Source organism: Terrabacter sp. GCM10028922, assembly GCF_042666095.1.
Lineage (GTDB): Bacteria > Actinomycetota > Actinomycetes > Actinomycetales > Dermatophilaceae > Terrabacter.
In genome coordinates, this window is the sequence record NZ_JBHTFG010000032.1 from 234,046 (window position 1) to 252,575 (window position 18,530).

The window sequence follows — 18,530 nt, forward strand, 5'->3', positions numbered from 1 at the left end:
GAAGGGCCACGGACCGCATCGGTCTGTGGCCCTTCGGCCTCCTCCGGGCACCGAGGCCGAATGCCGTTCAGCCGCATGCCGTTCAGCGTATGCCGCTCAGCGACCCCAGCGCTTCAGGCGCAGCGAGCTCGTCACGACGATCACCGACGACAGTGCCATCGTCGCGCCCGCGATCATCGGGTTGAGCAGGCCGAACGCGGCGAGCGGGATGGCCGCCGTGTTGTAGCCGAACGCCCACGCGAGGTTCTGCTTGATGACGCGCAGCGTCTCGCGGGAGAGCCCGATGGCATCGGCGACCGCGCCGAGGTCGGGGCGCACGAGGACGATGTCGGCCGAGTCCATCGCGACGTCGGTGCCCGAGCCCATCGCCAGACCGAGGTCCGCCTGGGCGAGGGCCGCGGCGTCGTTGACGCCGTCGCCGACCATGGCCACGACCTTGCCGCGGCCCTGCAGCTCGGTGATGACCTCGTGCTTCTGCGCGGGAAGGACGTCGGCGCGCACGTTGCCCGCGTCGATACCGACCTGTTCGGCGACGCTACGGGCGTTGGAGGCGCTGTCCCCGGTGAGCAGGTAGGGCGTGAGGCCGAGCGAGCGCAGCCGGGCGACCGCCGCCTTCGACGACTCGCGCACGGTGTCCTCGACCGTCAGGGCCGCCTCGGCGACGCCGTCCCAGCCGACGAAGACCGTCGTGCCCGCGCGGCCGGCGGCGTGCTCGAGCAGCTGCGGGTCGACGCTCTCGAAGAGGACCGCCTTGCCCACCGTGACCTCGGTGCCCTTGATCCGCGCCGTGGCGCCCTCGCCGGGGTTGGCCTGGAAGTCGCGGATCCGGGGCAGGTCGACACGCGCGAGCTTCGCGCCGTCGACGATGGCGCGGGCGATCGGGTGCTCGCTGCCCTGCTCGACCGCCGCGGCTGCCGTGAGCGCGGCCTTCTTCGAGAGCTTTCCGCGCACGGCGATGCTGCGCAGCCTCAGCTCGCCCGTCGTCACGGTGCCCGTCTTGTCGAGCACGACCGTGTCGACGCGCCGGGTGTCCTCGAGCACCTGCGGGCCCTTGATGAGCGTGCCGAGCTGCGCCCCGCGACCGGTGCCGACGAGCAGGGCGGTCGGCGTCGCGAGCCCGAGCGCGCACGGGCAGGCGATGATGAGGACCGTCACGGCGACGGCGAGGGACCACGCGACGTCGTGCCCGGTCGCAAGCCAGGCGACGAACGTGCCGATCGCGATGACGAGGACGACCGGCACGAAGACGGCCGAGACCCGGTCAGCCAGGCGCTGCACGTCGGCCTTGCCGGTCTGCGCGGCCTCGACGAGTCGCTGGATGCCGGCCAGCATCGTGTCGGCTCCGACCTTGCGGGCCTCGACGACGATGCGGCCGGTCGCGTTGATGCTGCCCCCGGTCACCTCGTCGCCCGGCGTGACGTCGACCGGCGTCGACTCGCCCGTGACGAGGCTCGCGTCGACGGCGCTCGACCCGTCTCGCACGATGCCGTCCGTTGCGACCTTCTCGCCGGGTCGCACGATGAACTGGTCGCCGACGACGAGCTGGTCGACGGGGATGCGGGTCTCGCTCGTGATCCGCGACCTCGGGTCGATGCGCAGCACCGCGACGTCCTTGGCTCCGAGGTCGAGCAGCGACCGCAGGGCGTCCTTGCCGGAGTCCTTGGCGCGGGCCTCGAGGAAGCGGCCGAGGAGCAGGAAGGTCGTGACGACGGCGGCGACCTCGAAGTAGAGGTGCATCCCGCCCTGCAGCAGCTCGACGACGGAGTAGCCCCATGCGGCGAGCACGCCGAGCGACACGAGGGTGTCCATCGTCGAGGCGAGGTGACGGGCGTTGACGGCGGCCGCCCGGTGGAACGGCCACGCGCACCAGAACACGACCGGTGTCGCGAGGACGAGCTGCAGCCAGGGGCTCGCACCGAAGTCCGGCGCCACCATGGCGAGGAGCAGCACCGGCACGGTCAGCGCGATGGCGACGACGAGGCGCCGCTTGAGCACGCTCGGCGGTGGCGTGTGGTCGAGATGGCCCTCCGACGCGCCAGCGTGCCCGGGATGCCCGGGATGCCCGGGATGCCCGGGGTGACCTTCGTGGTCGGCGTGCTCGGCGTGGTCGGTGCCGGGGCTGGTCCGGGGGCTCGAGGGTGCGGTTTGGCGCACCTTCTGCCTGGCGAGCTCCTGGGCCCGCAGCTTCTCGAGCAGTGTCCCGGCCGCCGGCCTCCCGGCACCGCCGATGACGGTCGCGCCGTAACCGGTCTTCTGCACCTCCGCGACGATCTCGTCGACCGTCACCGGGGCTGTGAACGAGACGACGGCCTTCTCGGTGGCGAGGTTGACCGTGGCGGACTCGACACCGGCGACCTTGGAGAGCTTGCGCTCGATCCGGGCCGAGCACGAGGCGCACGTCATGCCGGTGATGGCCAGCCGGACCTCCTCGCGTGGGCGCTCGGCGGTCGGCGTCGGTGCCTCTCCGGGGCTCATCGGACGCTGTAGCCCGCCTCCTCGACGGCGGACGCGACGGCGGCCGGGTCGAGGGGTGCCTCGCTCGTGATGGTCACGGGCGAGTCCTCGCCCGGGTGCAGGTCGACGACCACGTCGGTCACGCCCGGGAGCGCGGACAGCTCCTCGGTGACGGACGCGGAGCAGTGGCCGCACGTCATGCCCGCGACGGTGACCTCGGTGACGGTGGACTGGCTCATCGGATGACTCCTGGTGGCTCGGGGCTCGGGGCTCGGGTTCTGGCTCGGGATGTGGTCGGGGTGCTCGCTCAGCTGCGCACGAGACGGGCGATGGCCTCCGAGGCCTCGCGCACCTTCTCCTGCGCCGCCTCGTCGGACTCGCGGGCCGCGTTGACGACGCAGTGGGCGACGTGGTCCTCGAGCAGTCCGAGGCTGACGGCCTGCAGGGCCTTCGTGATGGCGCTGACCTGCGTCAGGATGTCGATGCAGTACGTGTCGCTGTCGACCATCTTCTGAACTCCGCGCACCTGTCCCTCGATGCGGCGCAGCCTCTTCAGGTAGTCGTCCTTGCTGCCGGTGTATCCAGCCATGGCACCTCCTCGTGGTAGACAACACGGTACCCCTCGGGGGTATTCCTGTGCGTCAGGCGCCGCCGAGGAACTGCTTCGCGACCTGCTTCGGCGCCTTCGCCAGCCAGGCGTCGGTGACGACCTCGCGGATCTCCTGCGCGGTGAGTCGCCCGATGTCCCGCTCGAGGAGCAGGACCGCGTTGTAGCCGTTCCAATGCGGCGTCGTGAACCAGGGCGAGTCCTCGTCGGACACCATCGCCTCCTTGTCCTCGGCCGTGCACGAGAAGGCGAGGACGTCCTCGTACGGCTGGCCCGTCTGGGGGTCGAAGGCATCCTTGCGCGCGCCCCGCGCGAACGCGAAGGTCCGGCCGCGCACCTGGAACGTCGGCCGGCCGCCGCTCGGCGGGTCGCGCGTCACCTCGGGCAGCGCGAGCGCGGCCTCGTCGATGTCGCGGAGCGTGGCTTTGCGCGAGCGGACCATGCCTTGGCACGTTAGCCCGCCACCCGGCATACCAAAAGGGGCCACGCTCGGCGGGGCCGGATCCGGCCAAACCGGTCACGAAAGTTCGCCCGCGGGAGTATTTTCGGCCGTGAGCAGCCCACATCGAAGTGTGGGGGTAAGCGTGGTCAACTCGGGGCTCAGACTCAATCTTCTCGGCCCTCCGACGCTCGTCTCGGGAGATCGTCCCGTGGCGCTGTCGCCCGGGGCCGCCATGCTCGTCGCCTACCTGGCCCTCGCTCCGCGTGAGGGGCGTCAGCGCTCGGTCGCTGCGGCGCAGCTGTTCGCGGACTCGACCGAGGACTCGGCCCGCCGCCGGCTCAACACCGCGCTCTGGCGCCTGCAGTCCGAGGTGCGCGCCAGCACCGGGGTGGAGCTCGTCGGCCGGTCCGGGGGGCGCTCGGTGGCGCTCAGCCCCGCCGTCGACATGACGGTTGACGCGACCCGCTTCGAGAACCTGCTCGAACCCGTCCTGCGCCGCAGTGTCGTCGACCTCACCGACGACGACGTGCGCCGCCTCGAGGACGCCGTCGCGCTGCACCGCGGTCGGCTCGTCGAGCTGTGCGACGACGAGTGGGTCCTCGGCGCGCGGCACCGGATCGAGACCCTCTACCTCACGGCGCTCGACTACCTCGTGCAGCACCACGGCTCGCGCGGTGACGTCGCCGCGGTCGGTCGCTACGGCGGGCTCGCGCTCGCGCTCGAGCCGCTGCGCGAGGACATCCACCGACACCTCATGGGCGCGTACGCCGCCTCCGGCCGGCACGACCTCGTCGAGCGCCAGTTCGAGCAGTGCCGGCTGACGCTGCTCTCCGAGCTCGGCGCAGACCCGATGCCCGAGACGGTCGCGCTCTACGCCCGGATCACGCGGGGCGACGCCGGCCAGGCCGCGTCGGTCGCGGCGCTCGTGGCCGAGCTCGAGCGGGCCCGCCGGGAGGTCGTGCGCCTCGCCGAGATCGTCGACCGCGCGCTCGACCACCTCCACCGCATGCCCTGACGCGCACACCCTGACGTATGCCGTCGCCTCCGGAGGCGACGAAAGGTGGCCTTTCGACGGGGCGGGGACAGCACGTTGTGGCCTCTCGACGGGGCGGGGGCGACGAAAGGTGGCCTCTCGACGGGGCGGGGGCGACGAAAGGTGGCCTCTCGACGGTGGAGGGGCCGTGATCGGTCGGTGATCGCGGACGGCAGTGGCCGTGAGCGGTCGGTGATCGGGGCTCGGGACCCTCGGGCGTGAAGAGAAGGGTCCCGGCCTGGTGATGCGCGCATGGAGGCAGCGATTCCTCATCGACGTCTGGGCCGAGCCCCGTGACGTCGAGTCGCTCCCGGCCGTGATCCGCGCCCGGGTCCGGGACATGGCCACGGACGAGGAGACCTACGTGGGTTCGTTCGCCGAGATCGAGCAGATCGTCGAGAAGCGTCTCGACGAGGACGGCGTGACCCCGCGGCGCTGGGAGCGACCGTGATCCGCGAGGTCAGCGAGGCGCTGCGCGACGTCGTCCACCGGGCGACGCCCGACCTCGGCTCGTGGGTCGTGCTCCACTCGCTGTCCCAGGGCGACAAGACGCCGCTCCAGGACAACAAGGGCGTGCTCGCGCTCGTCGCCGTCGCGGAGCACCCGCACCTGCGCAACCGGCCCCTCGTCGACGGCCTCACCGGGCTGGTCCGGGCTCCGCTGTCGCTCCAGCTGACCTACGTCGTCACCTACATCGGTGACCACGACGAGGCGCAGACCCGGCTCGGTCGCGTCGTCCAGGCGTTCCACACGACACCGGTCGTGCGCCCGCCCGAGCTCGCGCCGCCGCTCTCCGACGAGGTCGAGAGCCTTGCGGTCCGGCTCCTGGCGCCCAGCGCCGACGAGCGCAACCAGGTGTGGGGCTCGCTCGGCCGACCCGGCCGGCTCTCGCTCTTCTACGAGGTCGACGTGGCGCCCGTCCCGGTGCTCGAGCGCGACGGCCGAGGCCGTGTCCGCGAGCACCGCATCGACTACGTGGGTGCGCCGTGACCGCCCAGCCGGCCGCGTGGCCCCACCTCGCGACGGTGACGACGACGCTGCGCCACACCGTGCGCCTCGTCCACGCCTCGACGGGAGCCTCCGTCCGCGGGCTCGGCGCGCACCTCGAGCCGGCGCTCCGCGGCTGGTCGCTGCGGGTGCTGCCCGACGTGCTCGTCGTCAGCGCCCGCGCCGACGCACCCACACCGGCCTCGCCGCCGAAGGCGGTCGTGACCCTCACCGACGGGGCGCTCGCCGACGTGCTCGTCCTCCCGGCGCTCGCGGACCGGGCCCCGCGCACCCTCGTCGTCGACCTCACGACGGCCGACGTCCAGCACCTCGTGCACCCCGTGCCGATGACGCTGACCGTCGTCCTCACGACCCCCTCGACCGGCGTCCCGCGCACCGGGGCGACCGTGACGGCCCGGGCCACGTCCGGCCCGAACCCGAAGCCGACCGTCCCCCTGCCCGAGGTCTCGCCGGGCACCTACCGGTCCGCCGCCCGGGAGTGGACCGCCGCGTTCACGCCGCTCGACGTCCTCGTCGGCGGCGACCCGCTGCGCACGCTCTCCATGGACTTCTCCACCGTGACCACCCGCGTCCACCTCGTCGACACGACGTGAACCGCACGCCGCTCCCACCCGCACGACCCGCTTCCACCCGCACCACCCACTCCCACCGCACAGAGCACGAGCCGAGGAGGGCACCGTGACGACCTACCTATCACCCGGCGTCTACGTCGAGGAGGTCCCGTCGGGGCCGCAGCCGATCGCAGCCGCCCCCACGAGCGTCGTCGCCGTGCTCGGCACCACGCGCAAGGGACCCGTGAAGGAGCCCACCCGCGTCACCGGCTGGGCCGACTTCGTGCGCACGTTCGGCGCTGCGACGTCCCGCGGCTTCACGGGTGAGTCCGTCTTCGGCTACTTCGAGAACGGTGGGCCGGCCGCGTGGATCGTGCGGGTCGACCCGTCGACGAGCGCGTCGTGGACCGCGTTCGACGTGGCCGGCGTCGAGAGCTTCGACATCGAGGCCAGCTCCTCGGGCACGTGGGGCAACGACGTGTCCGTCTCGGTCTCCGCGGACGAGTCGAGCGCGTCCGGCGCCTTCTACCGGGCGTCCACGACTGCCGCGACGCCGGCGATCTCGGGCGGTGGCGGCGGCACGATCCCCGTCGCGTCGACCGCGGGCCTCAAGCCCGGCGACACCGTGGCCCTCGTCGCGGCACCGACGTCCGGGTCGGTCGCGGCCCCGCCCACCGCCGTCGTCACCGCTCTCACGACGACAGCGATCACCGTCGGCAGCGCGAGCGGCGGCGTGACGCTGCCCGCAGGGTCGGTCGTCGCGAGCGCGGCGGCCGGCGGCGCCACGTCGCTGTTCCTGCCGTCGGGCAAGGGGTTCCGCAAGGGCGACGTCGTCGTGGCCGTCGCACCGAACGGCAGCCGGTCGAGCGCGGTCGTCACCGACGTCACCCAGGCCGGCAGCGGCGTCACCCTGACGCTCGACGCGTCCCTCGGCGCCGTCCCGGGAGCGGCGTTCGTCCAGCGTCGCGCGGACTTCCGCGCGACCGCGACCGTCGCGGGCACGCCCGCCGGCAGCCCGCCGTCGCTCAACCTCACGGCCGCGGCGCTGGCGTTCGACCGCCCGCTGACGGCGCCCATCGCGTCCGAGCTGACGGCGAGCACGCCCGAGCGCTCGGCCGCGCGGCTCACGACCGGTGACGGCCGCAGCACGCTGTGGCAGACGAACCGCTTCGTCGTCGTCGGCGCCACGGCCCCACCGAGCGGACCCGTCACCGTCAACGCGCCGGTCAGCGCCGTGCTCCTCGCGGACGGCGGCCTCGGCATCACCGGGCTCACCGCCGCCGACGTCGCGAACGCGTACGGCTTCCTGCCGACCGGCGCCCGCGTCACGTACACCGGGGCCGGGTCGACTCCGGCGGTCGTCGCGACGCGTTCGGCGGGCGGCTTCACCCTTGCCCCCGCACCCGTCGCGACCGACACGTACACCGACGCGACGTTCACGCTCCAGGCCGACGCCGACGAGGGCATCGCGGTCCGCTGCGGCGTCGCTCCCCGGGTCGGCGACGTGCTCGGTCTCGGCACGGCGTTCGCCCCCGTCACCGTGGTCGACGCCGTGGGGGGCGACACGTACGTGCTCCGGTTCGCGGCCGGCACCGCCGTCTCGAACACGGCCCAGACGAGGTTCCCGCTGTATGCCGTCGAGTCGGCGTCCGTCGTCGCGGCGCGGTTCACGCTGGCGGTCTCGGTGGGCGGCGTCCTCGCCGAGTCGTTCGGCGGGCTCTCGCTGAGCCCCGACCACCCCGCCTACTTCGCCAAGGACGACGTCGTCAACGGCGCCTCGGCCCTCGTCACCGTGACACCCCGCGGTGTCGGTGCGCCGGCCCCGTCTGTAGCGGCCGCGCCCTTCTACACCGCGGTCGACCGGATCGGCGCCGACAAGGCCCCGACGAACGACGACTTCCGCGCGGGCCTCTCCCGGCTCGAGGAGGTCGCCGAGCCGGCCATGGTGATCTGTCCCGACGCGCTGAGGCTCGGCGACCCGCTCCTGCACGCCGACCTCGTCGGCCAGGTCGTGACGCACTGCGAGAGCTTCCGCCGGTATGCCATCGTCGACGCGCCCGACCTCGACGACACCGACCTGCTCGCGTGGCGCAACACGACGCTGTCGAGCACGTATGCCGGCCTGTATGCGCCGCACCTGCAGATCGTCACGGTCGACCCCGACTCGATCGACCGGTTCACGACCGTGCCACCGTCGGGCTTCGTGGCCGGCGTGTTCGCCCGCACCGACCGGCTGCGCGGCGTCCACAAGGCGCCCGGCAACGAGACGGTGACCGGCATCGTCGGGCTCTCGCAGGCCTACACGCAGCGCCGGCAGGACCTGCTCAACCCCGGCGGCGTCAACCTGATCCGCGCGTTCCCGGGCCGCGGCACCCGCCTCTGGGGAGCGCGCAACGCGACCGACGACACGACCTGGCGCTACGTGAACGTGCGTCGTCTCTTCAACATGATCGAGACCTCGGTCGACCGGGCGACGCAGTGGGTCGTCTTCGAGCCCAACACAGCCCAGACCTGGATCCGCGTCAAGGTCTCGGTCGAGAACTTCCTCGACCAGCAGTGGCGCGCGGGGGCGCTCGCCGGCACGAAGCCGGAGCAGGCGTACCGCGTGCGGGTCGGTCTCGGCGAGACCATGACCGAGACCGACATCGACCTCGGGCTCATCATCACGGAGGTCGCGATCGCGCCGGCCAAGCCCGCCGAGTTCGTCGTCTTCCGCTTCAGCCACAAGCGGCTGTCCGAGTGACCCGCCCACAGCGCACCACGCGAATCCTCTTGTGAGCCAAGGAGCCTGACATGTATCCCATGACCACCCTGCACTTCACCGTCAGCTGGGGCGACCGGCAGCAGACCTCGAGCTTCTCCGAGGTGAGCGGCCTGACCATGGAGGCCGAGGTCGTCGAGTACCGCGGCGGCGCCGACCCGCAGTTCTCGACGCGCAAGCAGCCGGGCCTGCGCAAGTTCTCCAACGTCACCCTCAAGCGGGGCATCGCCCCCACGGAGGCCGGCAACGGTCTCTTCGAGTGGTACAACTCCATCACCATCGGCGCGGTCGAGCGTCGCGACGTCACCGTCAGCCTCCTCAACGAGGAACGCGAGCCGGTCATGACGTGGAAGATCAAGGAGGCCTGGCCGGTCAAGATCGAGGGCCCCGGCCTCAAGGCGACGGGCACCGACGTCGCCATCGAGTCGGTCGAGTTCGCCTGCGAGGGCATCGAGATCGAGGCGAAGTAGCCGATGCTCCCGCTCTCCTCACCCGCGCTCGTGCCGTTCACGACGGCGCACTTCGTGCTGGCCATCGACGGACTCGCGTCCGTCAGCTTCAGCAAGTGCACCGGGCTCTCGGGTGAGGTGAGCGTCGAGGAGTACCAGGAAGGCGGCGAGAACCGCTTCGCGCACCGCTTCCCGACGCGGGCGTCCTTCCCCAACCTCGTGCTCAACCAGGGCGCGGGTCCGCTGCAGGAGCTGTGGGAGTGGTTCTACGAGTTCCACGTCACGGGCGTCGTCGCGCCGCGTGACGGCACGGTCGTGCTCATGAGCACCGTCGAGGGCGCGCTCGCGCCCGTCCGCGTGTGGTCCTTCACCCGCGGCTGGCCGGTCAAGCTCACCGGCCCCGACCTCGACGCCCAGTCGTCCGCGGTCGCCGTCGAAGCCGTCGAGATCGCCCACCACGGGCTCGTCCTCAAGAAGGTGGTCTGAGTGCCTGTCGTCATAGGCGAGATCGTCACCGAGGTCGTCGTCACCCCGAGGCCGGATGCCGCCGGGCCGACCCCCGAGGCACCGCTGGGTGATGCGGCCATGGACGCGCTCGTGCGCCGCGCGGTCGAACGCGTCCTCGAGGTGCTGCGGCGGGAGTGGGACCGATGAACCTCACCGCCACGCAGCTGACGAAGCTGACGATCGACGCGTACGCCGACCTCAAGTTCGAGCAGCCGACCGGGCTGCGGTGGCAGGCACTGCTCAACCCGACGGAGCTGTCGTTCTCCCGCAAGAACCTCTACCAGGCGACCCAGTCGGCCGGCACGTCCGCGCCGCAGCAGTCGTTCAGCGGCGGCGAGCCCGACCAGGTGCAGCTCGACCTGCTCCTCGACGGCACCGGCGTCGTCGGCGAGCCCGGTGGCATCGGCGAGCTGCTCGACGCCCTGCTCGCCCTGACGAAGTTTCAGGGCGACACGCACCAGCCGTACTACGTCCACTGCTACTGGGGGCGGTTCAGCTTCCGCGGCATCCTGACCCAGGCCGACGTGACCTACAAGCTCTTCGACCGGGCAGGGGAGCCCCTGCGCGCCACGGTCAAGCTCTCCCTCAAGGAGGCGCTCTCACCCCAGGAGGTCGCGGCCGAGGACCGCCCGGCGTCGCCCGACCTCTACCAGACCTGGCTCGTCAAGGACGGCGACGCCATCGACGCCATCGCGGCGCGTGTCTACGGTGACCCGGCGTACTGGCGCCCGCTCGCGGCGGCGAACCGGCTGACCAACCCGCGCGGTCTCGTGACCGGTCAGCTGCTCCTGCTCCCACCGCTGGCGGCGACGCGATGAGCCCCACGACGTCTGCGACGACCTCCCCGACGACGCAGCGTGACCGGCCCGCCTTCGAGGTGCGGGTCGGCGGCACGGCGCTCGAGCCTCTCGTCGCTGCCGACGTCGTGGACGTCGAGGTGCACGAGGAGATCGGCCGGCACGGGCGGCTCACCCTGCTCGTCCAGAACTGGGACGCGGACCAGCGGGCCGTGCGGCACAGCGACGACGGACCCTTCACGCCCGGCGCCGGCATCGCCGTCTCGCTCGGCTACCACGCCGACCTGACGGAGGTCTTCGACGGCGTCATCGCCTCGCTGACGACGCACTTCCCCAGCGGCGGACCGCCGGTGCTGCGCGTCGAGGGACGCTCGCGCTCGGTGCTGCTGGACCACCCGCCACGCTCGCGCCAGCTCGCCGACGTCACGGACGGCGACATCGCCTCGGCCATCGCCGCCGACTACTCCCTCGACACCGACACGACAGACGGGGTCACGCACCCGTTCTGGGCGAGCGACCGGGTCTCCGACTGGGACGCGCTGACCCGGCGCGCGGGCGAGCTCGGCTGGGTCGTCCTCGTGCGCGGCACGACACTCGTCCTGCGCCCGCCCTCGCCGCTCCAGGAGCCGCTCGAGCTCGACTGGACCCGCACGCTCGTCGAGCTGCACCTCAGCGAGGACCTGACGCGGGCCATCGACTCGGCCGTCGGTGTGGGGTGGGACGTCGACGCCGCCGAGGCGACCGAGAGCGAGCAGAGCGCGAGCGCGGCCGGCATCGACGTCGGGGACCGCCGGACGCATGCTGCGGCCGTCGGGGATGCTGGGTGGCCGCTGCGCGAGGCGCGGGTCGAGTCGGACGCCGTGGCGGCCGCCGACGAGGCAGACGCGAGAGCCGTTGCCGCTCAGCGCCGCTCGGCGTTGACACATGTGCACGGGACCGGCGTCGTCCAGGGCGATCCGGGTCTGCGGTGCGACGGCTGGGTCAGCATCGGCGGTGTCGGTCGTCGGATGTCGGGTCCGCACTACGTCACCGCCGCGCGGCACCGGCTCTCGGCGCGCGGCTACGTCACGGAGTTCCAGGTCGGATCGCCTCCGGTCCTGGCGCCGCGGGCGACCGTCGCGGACCTCCTCTCGGCGCCCTCCGACCGCGGCCCGACCCTTGCCCTCGGACTCGTCGAGGCCCTCGACGACCCGGCCTCGCTCAACCGCGTCAAGGTGCGCTTCCCCTGGCGCTCCGACGGCGGCGACGGGGTGTGGGCCCGCCAGTCGAACGTCGACGCCGGCGACGGCTACGGCGCCGTCATCGTGCCCGCGGTCGGGCAGGAGGTGCTCGTCGGGTTCGTCGGCGGCGACCCGGCGCATCCCGTTGTCCTCGGCTCCCTATACAACGGCAGCCAGCAGCCGCCCTTCACCGTCGACGCCGACACGAACGCGGTCCGCGCCCTCGTCACGCCCGACCAGCACACGCTGCGGCTCGAGGACGGCGACGACAGCGCCGTCACGCTGGCGACGGGCAAGGGCCACTCGATCGTCCTGTCCGACAAGGACTCCGAGGTCGTCATCACCCACAAGGACAGCGGCAACGCCATCCGCCTGTCGGCCGACGGCATCGAGCTGACCGCCGCCCAGGGCGACATCACCCTCTCGTCGTCGACGGGCACCATCTCGCTGGAGTCGCTGAAGCTCGCGGCCAAGGCCTCGGGCCCGTCCACCATAGAGAGCTCCGCGACGCTCGACGTCAAGGCGTCGGGGTCGCTGGGGCTCAAGGGATCCCTCGTCACCATCAACTGACCGACCAGACGTACGTCATCGAGGAAAGACCAGGAGGAACCATGCCGGGGGCAGCACGCGTGGGTGACACCACGGCGCACGGTGGCACGGTCGTCGGGCCGGGAGTCGCCACCGTGCTCATCGCCGGTATGCCGGCCGCCGTGGTCGGCGACATGCACGCCTGCGTCATCCCGTCGCCTCCTCCGCACCCGCCGGCCACCCCGTTCGTCGCGGGGTCGGCCACGGTCCTCATCCAGGGCAGGCCCGCGCTGCGGGCAGGGGACGCCTGCGGCTGCGGGGCGACCGTCGTCGTCGGCAGCCCCACGGTGGTGATCGCATGAGCACCGGCGACTACCCGCAGGTCGGTCGCGGCTGGGCGTTCCCGCCGCGTTGGGAGCGCGTCGGTGCTGCGGGGGCAACGGCAGTCACGCTGGTGACGAACGACGGCGCCGAGCACGTCGCAGAGGCCCTCGTCCTGCTGCTGCGCACGATGCTCGGCAGCCGCGTCATGCGGCCCGGTCTCGGCGCCGGCGTCGACCGCTACGTCTTCGAGCCCCGCACGTCCGACGCCTGCCACCGTCTCGCCGACGACGTACGACGGGCGCTCGTGCTCGGCGAGCCGCGCGTCATCGTCGATTCCGTCGAGGCCGTGCCGGCGGGCGAGGCAGACGACCGGGTCGACGTCACGATCGAGTTCCGCATCGACCGCCACCGCCGCCCGACGAGCCTCGTCGTGCCCTTCTACCTCGCGGGTGCATCGTGACCACGGCGGGACGCACGCCCGCACAGGTCCTCGAGGCGATGGCGGCCGCAGCCCGTCTCGCCGAGTTCGACGACGACGGTTCGTGGGCCGACGTCCTCTTCACCACGGGCCCCGACGGCGTGCTCACCCCCGCCCCGGCGGGTGCCCCCGACCGTGAGCTGCTCAGCGCCCTCGCCGCCGAGTACGCGGCGCTCGACGAGCACCTGGCGACGGTGCCCGAGCGGCTGCGGCGAACCTGGCTCGAGGAGGTCCTCGGCATCGAGCGCCTTCCCGCCGTGCCCGACCGGGTCGTGGCCCACGCGACGGTCGACCCGAAGGCCGCCCCTGCCGTGGTGGCCAAGGGCACGCGGCTGCGCGGCGGCAAGGACGCGTACGGCAACGAGCGGCGCTACGCCACGCTCGACGCCCTCACGGCGCACGGTGCGGCCCTGACGGGCGTGCGGTCGTTCGTGCCGGACCCACCGGACGGACCCGTGCGACCTCATGGCGTCGCGGCAGCAGCCCCGCCGTTCCCGCTCAGCCCGCCCGACGGCGACGACGGCACCCACCGGCTGCGGATCCACTCGCCGGCGCTCGTCTTCACCGGCGGCGACCTCACCGCCCAGCTGGCCTTCACGGGCGCCACTGCGCCCGCCGGCCTCGCCGGACTCGTGTGGCGGTGGTCGCGCGCCGACGGCACGACGAGCGCGACGACCGGCGGTGCGGTGTCCGGCTCGACGGTCACGGTGACCCTGACCGACGGCTGTGGCGCACCCGAGGGCGAGGTGCCGTGGATCGAGGGCGAGCTGGCCGCCGGAGTGGCGGTCCCCGTCGGGTTCTCGTTCACCGGGGTCACGGTCCGCGTCACGTCGCGGACGGCATACGTCCCCGAGGCGGCGTTCTACAACGACGGCGCAGTCGACGTGACGAAGGAGTTCCAGCCGTTCGGGGCCGTCGCGAAGCGCGGCGACGCCTTCTACCTGCGGTCCGACGAGGCGTTCGGCAAGGCGCTCGCGACCGTCGAGGTCGCCGTGCAGGTCATGCAGGAGGGCGGGGCGCCGCTCTCGTCGTCGGCCGGCGGCAGCGGCATCCCGACCTACCTCGCGGACAACCTGAAGAACCAGCTGCTCCTGATGAAGACCAACCTCGGGTCGGGCTACTCGGCCGTCGAGTCGCAGTGGACCAGCATCTTCACGTCGGTGTCGACCACGACCACGCCGTCCGTCGTGTGGCAGCGCCGCGAGGAGGGGGCATGGAAGCCGTTGGGCTCGGCGTCCTCGAGCTTCGGCACGCTCTCCGCGACGGTGAGCGGATCAGCGGTCGCCTCCGAGACGTTCTCCGTGGCAGGGCAGCCCGGCCACTACGTCCGGGCCTTCCTCGCCCAGGGGGACTTCGGGTGGACCGACTACCAGCAGAAGGTCGCTGCCTTCGCCACCGCGGCCGTGCGCACCCCGTCGGGCAACCCCGTCATGCCGCCCGTGCCGGTCCCGCCCATCGCGTCCGGAGTGACGCTGCGCTACACGACCTCACCGGTCGAGGCGACACTCGTCGAGGCGAGCAGCGGCTGGCGCCGGCAGACGCGAGCCGGCGGGTCGGCCGAGCGGTTCACGCCGTTCCGCCTCATCGTCTCCGACACCGGCGCCCCGGGCATGGTCGCCGTCGGGCTCGAGCTGCCGGAGGCCGCCCTCGGCTCGAGCGTCTCGCTCTACCTCGACGTCGAGTCCGCGTCTCCGTGTGGCAGCGCCGAGCCGGTCGCCGCCTCCTGGGAGTTCTGGGACGGCGCCGGGTGGTCCGCGCTGGCCGTCGCGGATGCGTCGCACCAGCTGCGCGAGGCCGGCCTGCTCCGCTTCGTCGCCCCGCGTGCGTGGGCCGTCGGTTGCGACGACCTCTCGGCGGACACCGGGCGTTGGGTCCGGCTCGTCACCGACCAGCCGGCCCGTCTCGGGGAGCTGCGCGACGTGGTCGTCGACGCCGTCGTGGCCGAGTTCATCTCCGCCGCAGCCGATCCCGGGCTCGACCCGAGCTCCGCGGACGCCCTGCCACCCGGCACGATCAAGGGGACGCTCGCTCCGGTCGCCGGCGTCAAGAAGGTCACGAACCTCGCCTCGGTCCGCGGTCGCGCGCCGGAGACGGATGCCGCCTACCTCGCCCGGGCGTCGGCCCGGGTGCGCCACCGCGACCGGGCCATCACACCGTGGGACCTGGAGCAGCACGTCGCACTCGCCCTGCCCGAGGTCGCCGCCGTGCTGTGCCTGCCGCACACCGACCCCGACGGCCTGCGCGCGCCGGGACACGTGGGCCTCGTCGTCGTGCCCGACCGGCCGCTCGACGCCGCGCCTCGTCCGTCCGTCAGTCTCGCCGGCCGCGTCGTCGACGTCGTCCGGCCACGCGCGCCCCTCGGCGCGAGCCTGCACGTCATGTGTCCCGCCTACGCGCCCGTCGCCGTCGTCGCCACCATCCGGCTCCGGCCCGGGGTCGCGGCCCTCACCGGGACCGAGGCGGTCACCACCGCCCTCGAGGTCGCGCTGCACCCGACCGGAAGGCTGCCGGTCCGGTGGGGGCGCACGCTCTACGCCTCGACCCTCATCGCGTTCCTCGAACGGCAGCCGGTCGTCGACGTCGTCACCGACTTCGAGCTGCGCGACGGGTCCGGCGCCGCGGTCGAGCTCGTCGAGGTCGACCCGTGCCGTGGGCTCTTCTGCTCCTCCGGCGACCACCACCTCACGTGCGAGGAGCAGCTGTGAGCATCCCGCAGACACCACCGACCGCGCAGGCCTCCAAGGCAGTGCCCATCACCCGGTTCGTGCCGGTCGCGCCCGACGCGGACTTCGAGACGATTCGCGCCCGCCTGGTCGCCCGCCTTGCCGTGGCCGCTCCGGAGTGGACCGACCACAACGCGCCGGACCCCGGCATCACCCTCGCGGAGGCGGCGGCATACGGCCTGGCGGACCTGCACTACCGCGTGGCCGAGCGCGCTCTCGACGACTGGCCGCTCGAGGTGCGTGCCTGGGCCGACGACCCCGAGCGGCACTGGCACGCAACGCTGCCCGCCGGCCGTCTCGACCCCGAGGTCGACCCGTCGGACCCTGCGGTCCCGGCCCGTGACCTCGCCCCGGTGTCGAGCGTCGCCGACGCCCTCGCGCAACCGGCGACCTCCGCCGCCCTGCTCGAGCCGCTCGTCCGCGGCAGCCGGTCCCGCGCCGACGCGATCGCGCTCCTCTCGACGGAGCCGTGGGCCGGCGCGCTGCGCCCCGGCGACCGTCCCGCCGTGGTCGCCCTGCTGCGCTCGCGGTTCGTGCGCCAGGTCGCGCACGAGCAGGCCGACCTCGTCGCCGCGGCGGTGGCCACCGCGCACGCCGACGCCGTGACCGCAGCAGCGCGCCGCGCCGACCCGGACGCGCCCCTCGACGTCGTCGCGATCGACGCGGCCGCCGCAGCCGAGCTCGCGTGGTCGCTGCCGCTGTGGGACGAGGAGGTCGTCGCCCTCGTCCGCCGCGAGCGGCACCGGCTCTCGCGTGAGGTGGTCCGCGCACGCCTCGACGCGGTGCGTGCCACGACCCCCGAGACCCGGGCCGCGATGCGCGCCGAGCTCGCCCAGGCGGGGCTCGACGCCGACGAGGCGCTCCTTGCCGTCGCGGCCGCACCCCAGGCGGCGGGCCTGCTTCCCGAGGACCTCGAGGACGCGCAAGGACGCTCGCTCGTGTGGCCGCCGCACCCGGTCCAGGCCCTCACGTGCGAGCCGGTCACCGCCGACGACTACGCCCGCCGGGCCCGCACTCACACCGGGGTGACCCGGGCCTGGGCGGTCCGCGGACGGCTGCCCGGCATCGCGTGGAACGGTCTGCCCACCGGGACTCTCGCGTCCATCGAGGTCGACCCGGCGGCCGATGCGCTCACCCTCGTCGTCGAGAGCCGCGAGACGCTCGCGCCGTCGGCTCGTGACGGGTTCCTGCGCGGCGTGCTGGCGGCGGCGATCGGGCACGAGGTGACCGCGCCGTTCCCCGACTGGCGCGACGACGTCGACGACCTCGAGCCGCGCCGGGTCATCTGCGACGAGGTGGGCGCCAGCCTCCTCGAGCGCGCGCCGGTCCTCGTCCAGGCGACCCTCGTCACGGAGGTCGGGGTCGACCGGGAGGCCGTCGTCGAGGACGCACGGGCCCGGATCGCCGCCTTCTTCGCGCGCGGCCGTCCGGAGACGTTCGTGCCGTCCCCGGCGCCGGTCGTCGACGGTCCCTGGCCGCGGGCGGACCAGCCGAGCCTCGGGTGGGTGCCCGGCGAGCCCGTGCGCTTCACCGAGGTCGTCGAGGCGGTCGTCGGCAACGCCGCCGTCTGGGGCGTCGAGGACCTGGCCATGAAGGTCGAGGGGGCCGCCGAGTTCGTCACCGCCTCCGCCGGGCCACTCGAGATTCCCGAGAATGCCGTCCCGACCCTCGCCGACGCCCGATGCCTGCGCGTCCGCTTCTCCCTGACGAGCCGGTGCGGCGATGCGTAGCCTGCTGCCGCCCACCGCCCCCGCCCGCGGACCCGACCACACGCGCCTCGCGAGCTCGCTGCCGGCCGTCTACCAGGAGGACGAGCGGTCCTTCGCCCAGGTCGACGCCTTCCTCGGGCTCGCCGACGAGCTGAGCCACGCCGTCATCGAACGCCTCGAGGACGCCCTGACGATCCTCGGACCCGACGCGACCCTGCGGTGGCCCGCCGACCTGCCGCTCGACGCCGGGGTCGACGCGCTCGTCGCGCACCACCTCGCGACCTACGACGAGGTGGCGCGGTGGGCGAGCGTGACGTTCCCGTCGAGCTGGCCCGGCACCGAGCGCGGGCTCCAGCAGCGACGTGAGCTGCTCGCCCGGTGCGCCCGTCTCTGGCGCCGGCGCGGCACCCCGCGCGGGTTCCTGCGCTGGTTCTGCCTCTGGTTCGACCTCCCCGCCGCGGGCCGGCCCTACCTGCTCGAGCACTACAAGGCACCCGGCGCCGGCCTCACGGGCGAGCCGTACACGGCCACGCTCTTCGTCCCGACGAGCGTGCCCGTCCCGAGCACCGGCGATCCGTCGACGGCCAAGGGCTTCCTCGACTGGCAGCGACGCGAGGAGGCGGTCGAGTTCGTCCGCCGGTACGCCCCCGCGCACGTCAGCCTACGCGTCTGCTTCACCGACCCCGAGGTCTTCGAGGACCACGCGGTCCTCGCCTCCCCGCCCACGCTCCCGGACGACCCGACGCCGGCGGACATCACGACATACGCCACGGCCGTCGAACAGCAGCAGAACGACCTGAACGCCCTGCTCTGCTCGGTGGTGTCGGTCGTCAGCCACGCCAGCGGCATCCACCTCTACGAGTGCATCGACGCAGGGCGCGGTGTCGACCGCCTCGGCGTCGGCCTCCTGCCGACCGATTCGACGGACTGAGTCCGAAG

General features: G+C 73.2%; 19 protein-coding genes. 15 read left to right on the forward strand and 4 right to left on the reverse strand.

Features of this window, described 5'->3' with window-relative positions; translation table 11 throughout:
- Positions 1-96 precede the first annotated feature (96 nt).
- The 4 genes from ACFQU3_RS21455 to ACFQU3_RS21470 all read right to left on the reverse strand — a co-directional run bounded on the left by ACFQU3_RS21455 (position 97) and on the right by ACFQU3_RS21470 (position 3,503).
- A complete protein-coding gene (locus ACFQU3_RS21455) occupies positions 97-2,475 on the reverse strand; it encodes a heavy metal translocating P-type ATPase (protein WP_385913587.1) in 2,379 nt (792 codons plus the stop codon).
- Positions 2,472-2,693 carry a heavy-metal-associated domain-containing protein gene (locus ACFQU3_RS21460; RefSeq protein WP_385913589.1) on the reverse strand — a complete coding sequence of 74 codons (222 nt, stop codon included), beginning with the start codon at positions 2,691-2,693 and terminating at the stop codon, positions 2,472-2,474. The genes ACFQU3_RS21455 and ACFQU3_RS21460 overlap by 4 nt, the downstream gene beginning before the upstream one ends.
- Positions 2,694-2,761: 68 nt before the next feature.
- On the reverse strand, positions 2,762-3,043 hold the full coding sequence (locus ACFQU3_RS21465) for a metal-sensitive transcriptional regulator (RefSeq protein WP_385913591.1): 282 nt from the start codon (positions 3,041-3,043) through the stop codon (positions 2,762-2,764).
- Between the two features lie 52 nt (positions 3,044-3,095).
- On the reverse strand, positions 3,096-3,503 hold the full coding sequence (locus tag ACFQU3_RS21470) for an MmcQ/YjbR family DNA-binding protein (protein ID WP_385913593.1): 408 nt from the start codon (positions 3,501-3,503) through the stop codon (positions 3,096-3,098).
- A 208-nt stretch (positions 3,504-3,711) separates the two neighbouring features.
- Here ACFQU3_RS21470 and ACFQU3_RS21475 point away from each other — a divergent pair, with 208 nt between their 5' ends.
- From ACFQU3_RS21475 to ACFQU3_RS21545, 15 genes are all read left to right on the forward strand, one after another.
- A complete protein-coding gene (locus ACFQU3_RS21475) occupies positions 3,712-4,518 on the forward strand; it encodes a BTAD domain-containing putative transcriptional regulator (protein WP_385913595.1) in 807 nt (268 codons plus the stop codon).
- 262 nt (positions 4,519-4,780) lie between these two features.
- Positions 4,781-4,987, forward strand: coding sequence for a hypothetical protein (locus ACFQU3_RS21480; RefSeq protein ID WP_385913597.1), 207 nt, complete (start codon positions 4,781-4,783; stop codon positions 4,985-4,987).
- Positions 4,984-5,526 (forward strand): Pvc16 family protein, encoded by a 543-nt coding sequence (locus tag ACFQU3_RS21485; RefSeq protein ID WP_385913599.1) that lies wholly within the window; start codon positions 4,984-4,986, stop codon positions 5,524-5,526. Before ACFQU3_RS21480 ends, ACFQU3_RS21485 begins: the two co-directional genes overlap by 4 nt.
- On the forward strand, positions 5,523-6,137 hold the full coding sequence (locus tag ACFQU3_RS21490) for a hypothetical protein (RefSeq protein ID WP_385913601.1): 615 nt from the start codon (positions 5,523-5,525) through the stop codon (positions 6,135-6,137). The genes ACFQU3_RS21485 and ACFQU3_RS21490 overlap by 4 nt, the downstream gene beginning before the upstream one ends.
- Before the next feature lie 85 nt (positions 6,138-6,222).
- Positions 6,223-8,838: a phage tail sheath subtilisin-like domain-containing protein gene (locus tag ACFQU3_RS21495; protein ID WP_385913603.1), complete on the forward strand. Its 2,616-nt coding sequence runs from the start codon at positions 6,223-6,225 to the stop codon at positions 8,836-8,838.
- Positions 8,839-8,888: 50 nt separating this feature from the next.
- Positions 8,889-9,326, forward strand: coding sequence for a phage tail protein (locus tag ACFQU3_RS21500; protein ID WP_056755757.1), 438 nt, complete (start codon positions 8,889-8,891; stop codon positions 9,324-9,326).
- 3 nt (positions 9,327-9,329) lie between these two features.
- Positions 9,330-9,791, forward strand: coding sequence for a phage tail protein (locus ACFQU3_RS21505; protein ID WP_385913606.1), 462 nt, complete (start codon positions 9,330-9,332; stop codon positions 9,789-9,791).
- Entirely contained in the window at positions 9,792-9,959 is a 168-nt protein-coding gene (locus ACFQU3_RS21510) for a DUF5908 family protein (protein ID WP_385913608.1), read from the forward strand.
- Complete coding sequence (locus ACFQU3_RS21515) at positions 9,956-10,630, forward strand: hypothetical protein (RefSeq protein ID WP_385913610.1); 675 nt, start codon at positions 9,956-9,958, stop codon at positions 10,628-10,630. Before ACFQU3_RS21510 ends, ACFQU3_RS21515 begins: the two co-directional genes overlap by 4 nt.
- Positions 10,627-12,399, forward strand: coding sequence for a phage baseplate assembly protein V (locus tag ACFQU3_RS21520; RefSeq protein WP_385913612.1), 1,773 nt, complete (start codon positions 10,627-10,629; stop codon positions 12,397-12,399). The genes ACFQU3_RS21515 and ACFQU3_RS21520 overlap by 4 nt, the downstream gene beginning before the upstream one ends.
- Before the next feature lie 41 nt (positions 12,400-12,440).
- The gene (locus tag ACFQU3_RS21525; RefSeq protein WP_385913614.1) at positions 12,441-12,719 is read left to right on the forward strand and encodes a PAAR domain-containing protein; all 279 of its coding nucleotides are present in this window, start codon (positions 12,441-12,443) and stop codon (positions 12,717-12,719) included.
- On the forward strand, positions 12,716-13,141 hold the full coding sequence (locus ACFQU3_RS21530; protein WP_385913616.1) for a GPW/gp25 family protein: 426 nt from the start codon (positions 12,716-12,718) through the stop codon (positions 13,139-13,141). Before ACFQU3_RS21525 ends, ACFQU3_RS21530 begins: the two co-directional genes overlap by 4 nt.
- A complete protein-coding gene (locus ACFQU3_RS21535; RefSeq protein ID WP_385913618.1) occupies positions 13,138-15,864 on the forward strand; it encodes a baseplate J/gp47 family protein in 2,727 nt (908 codons plus the stop codon). The genes ACFQU3_RS21530 and ACFQU3_RS21535 overlap by 4 nt, the downstream gene beginning before the upstream one ends.
- On the forward strand, positions 15,861-17,612 hold the full coding sequence (locus ACFQU3_RS21540) for a hypothetical protein (protein WP_385913620.1): 1,752 nt from the start codon (positions 15,861-15,863) through the stop codon (positions 17,610-17,612). The genes ACFQU3_RS21535 and ACFQU3_RS21540 overlap by 4 nt, the downstream gene beginning before the upstream one ends.
- Complete coding sequence (locus tag ACFQU3_RS21545; protein WP_385913622.1) at positions 17,605-18,522, forward strand: hypothetical protein; 918 nt, start codon at positions 17,605-17,607, stop codon at positions 18,520-18,522. Before ACFQU3_RS21540 ends, ACFQU3_RS21545 begins: the two co-directional genes overlap by 8 nt.
- Positions 18,523-18,530: the final 8 nt, after the last annotated feature.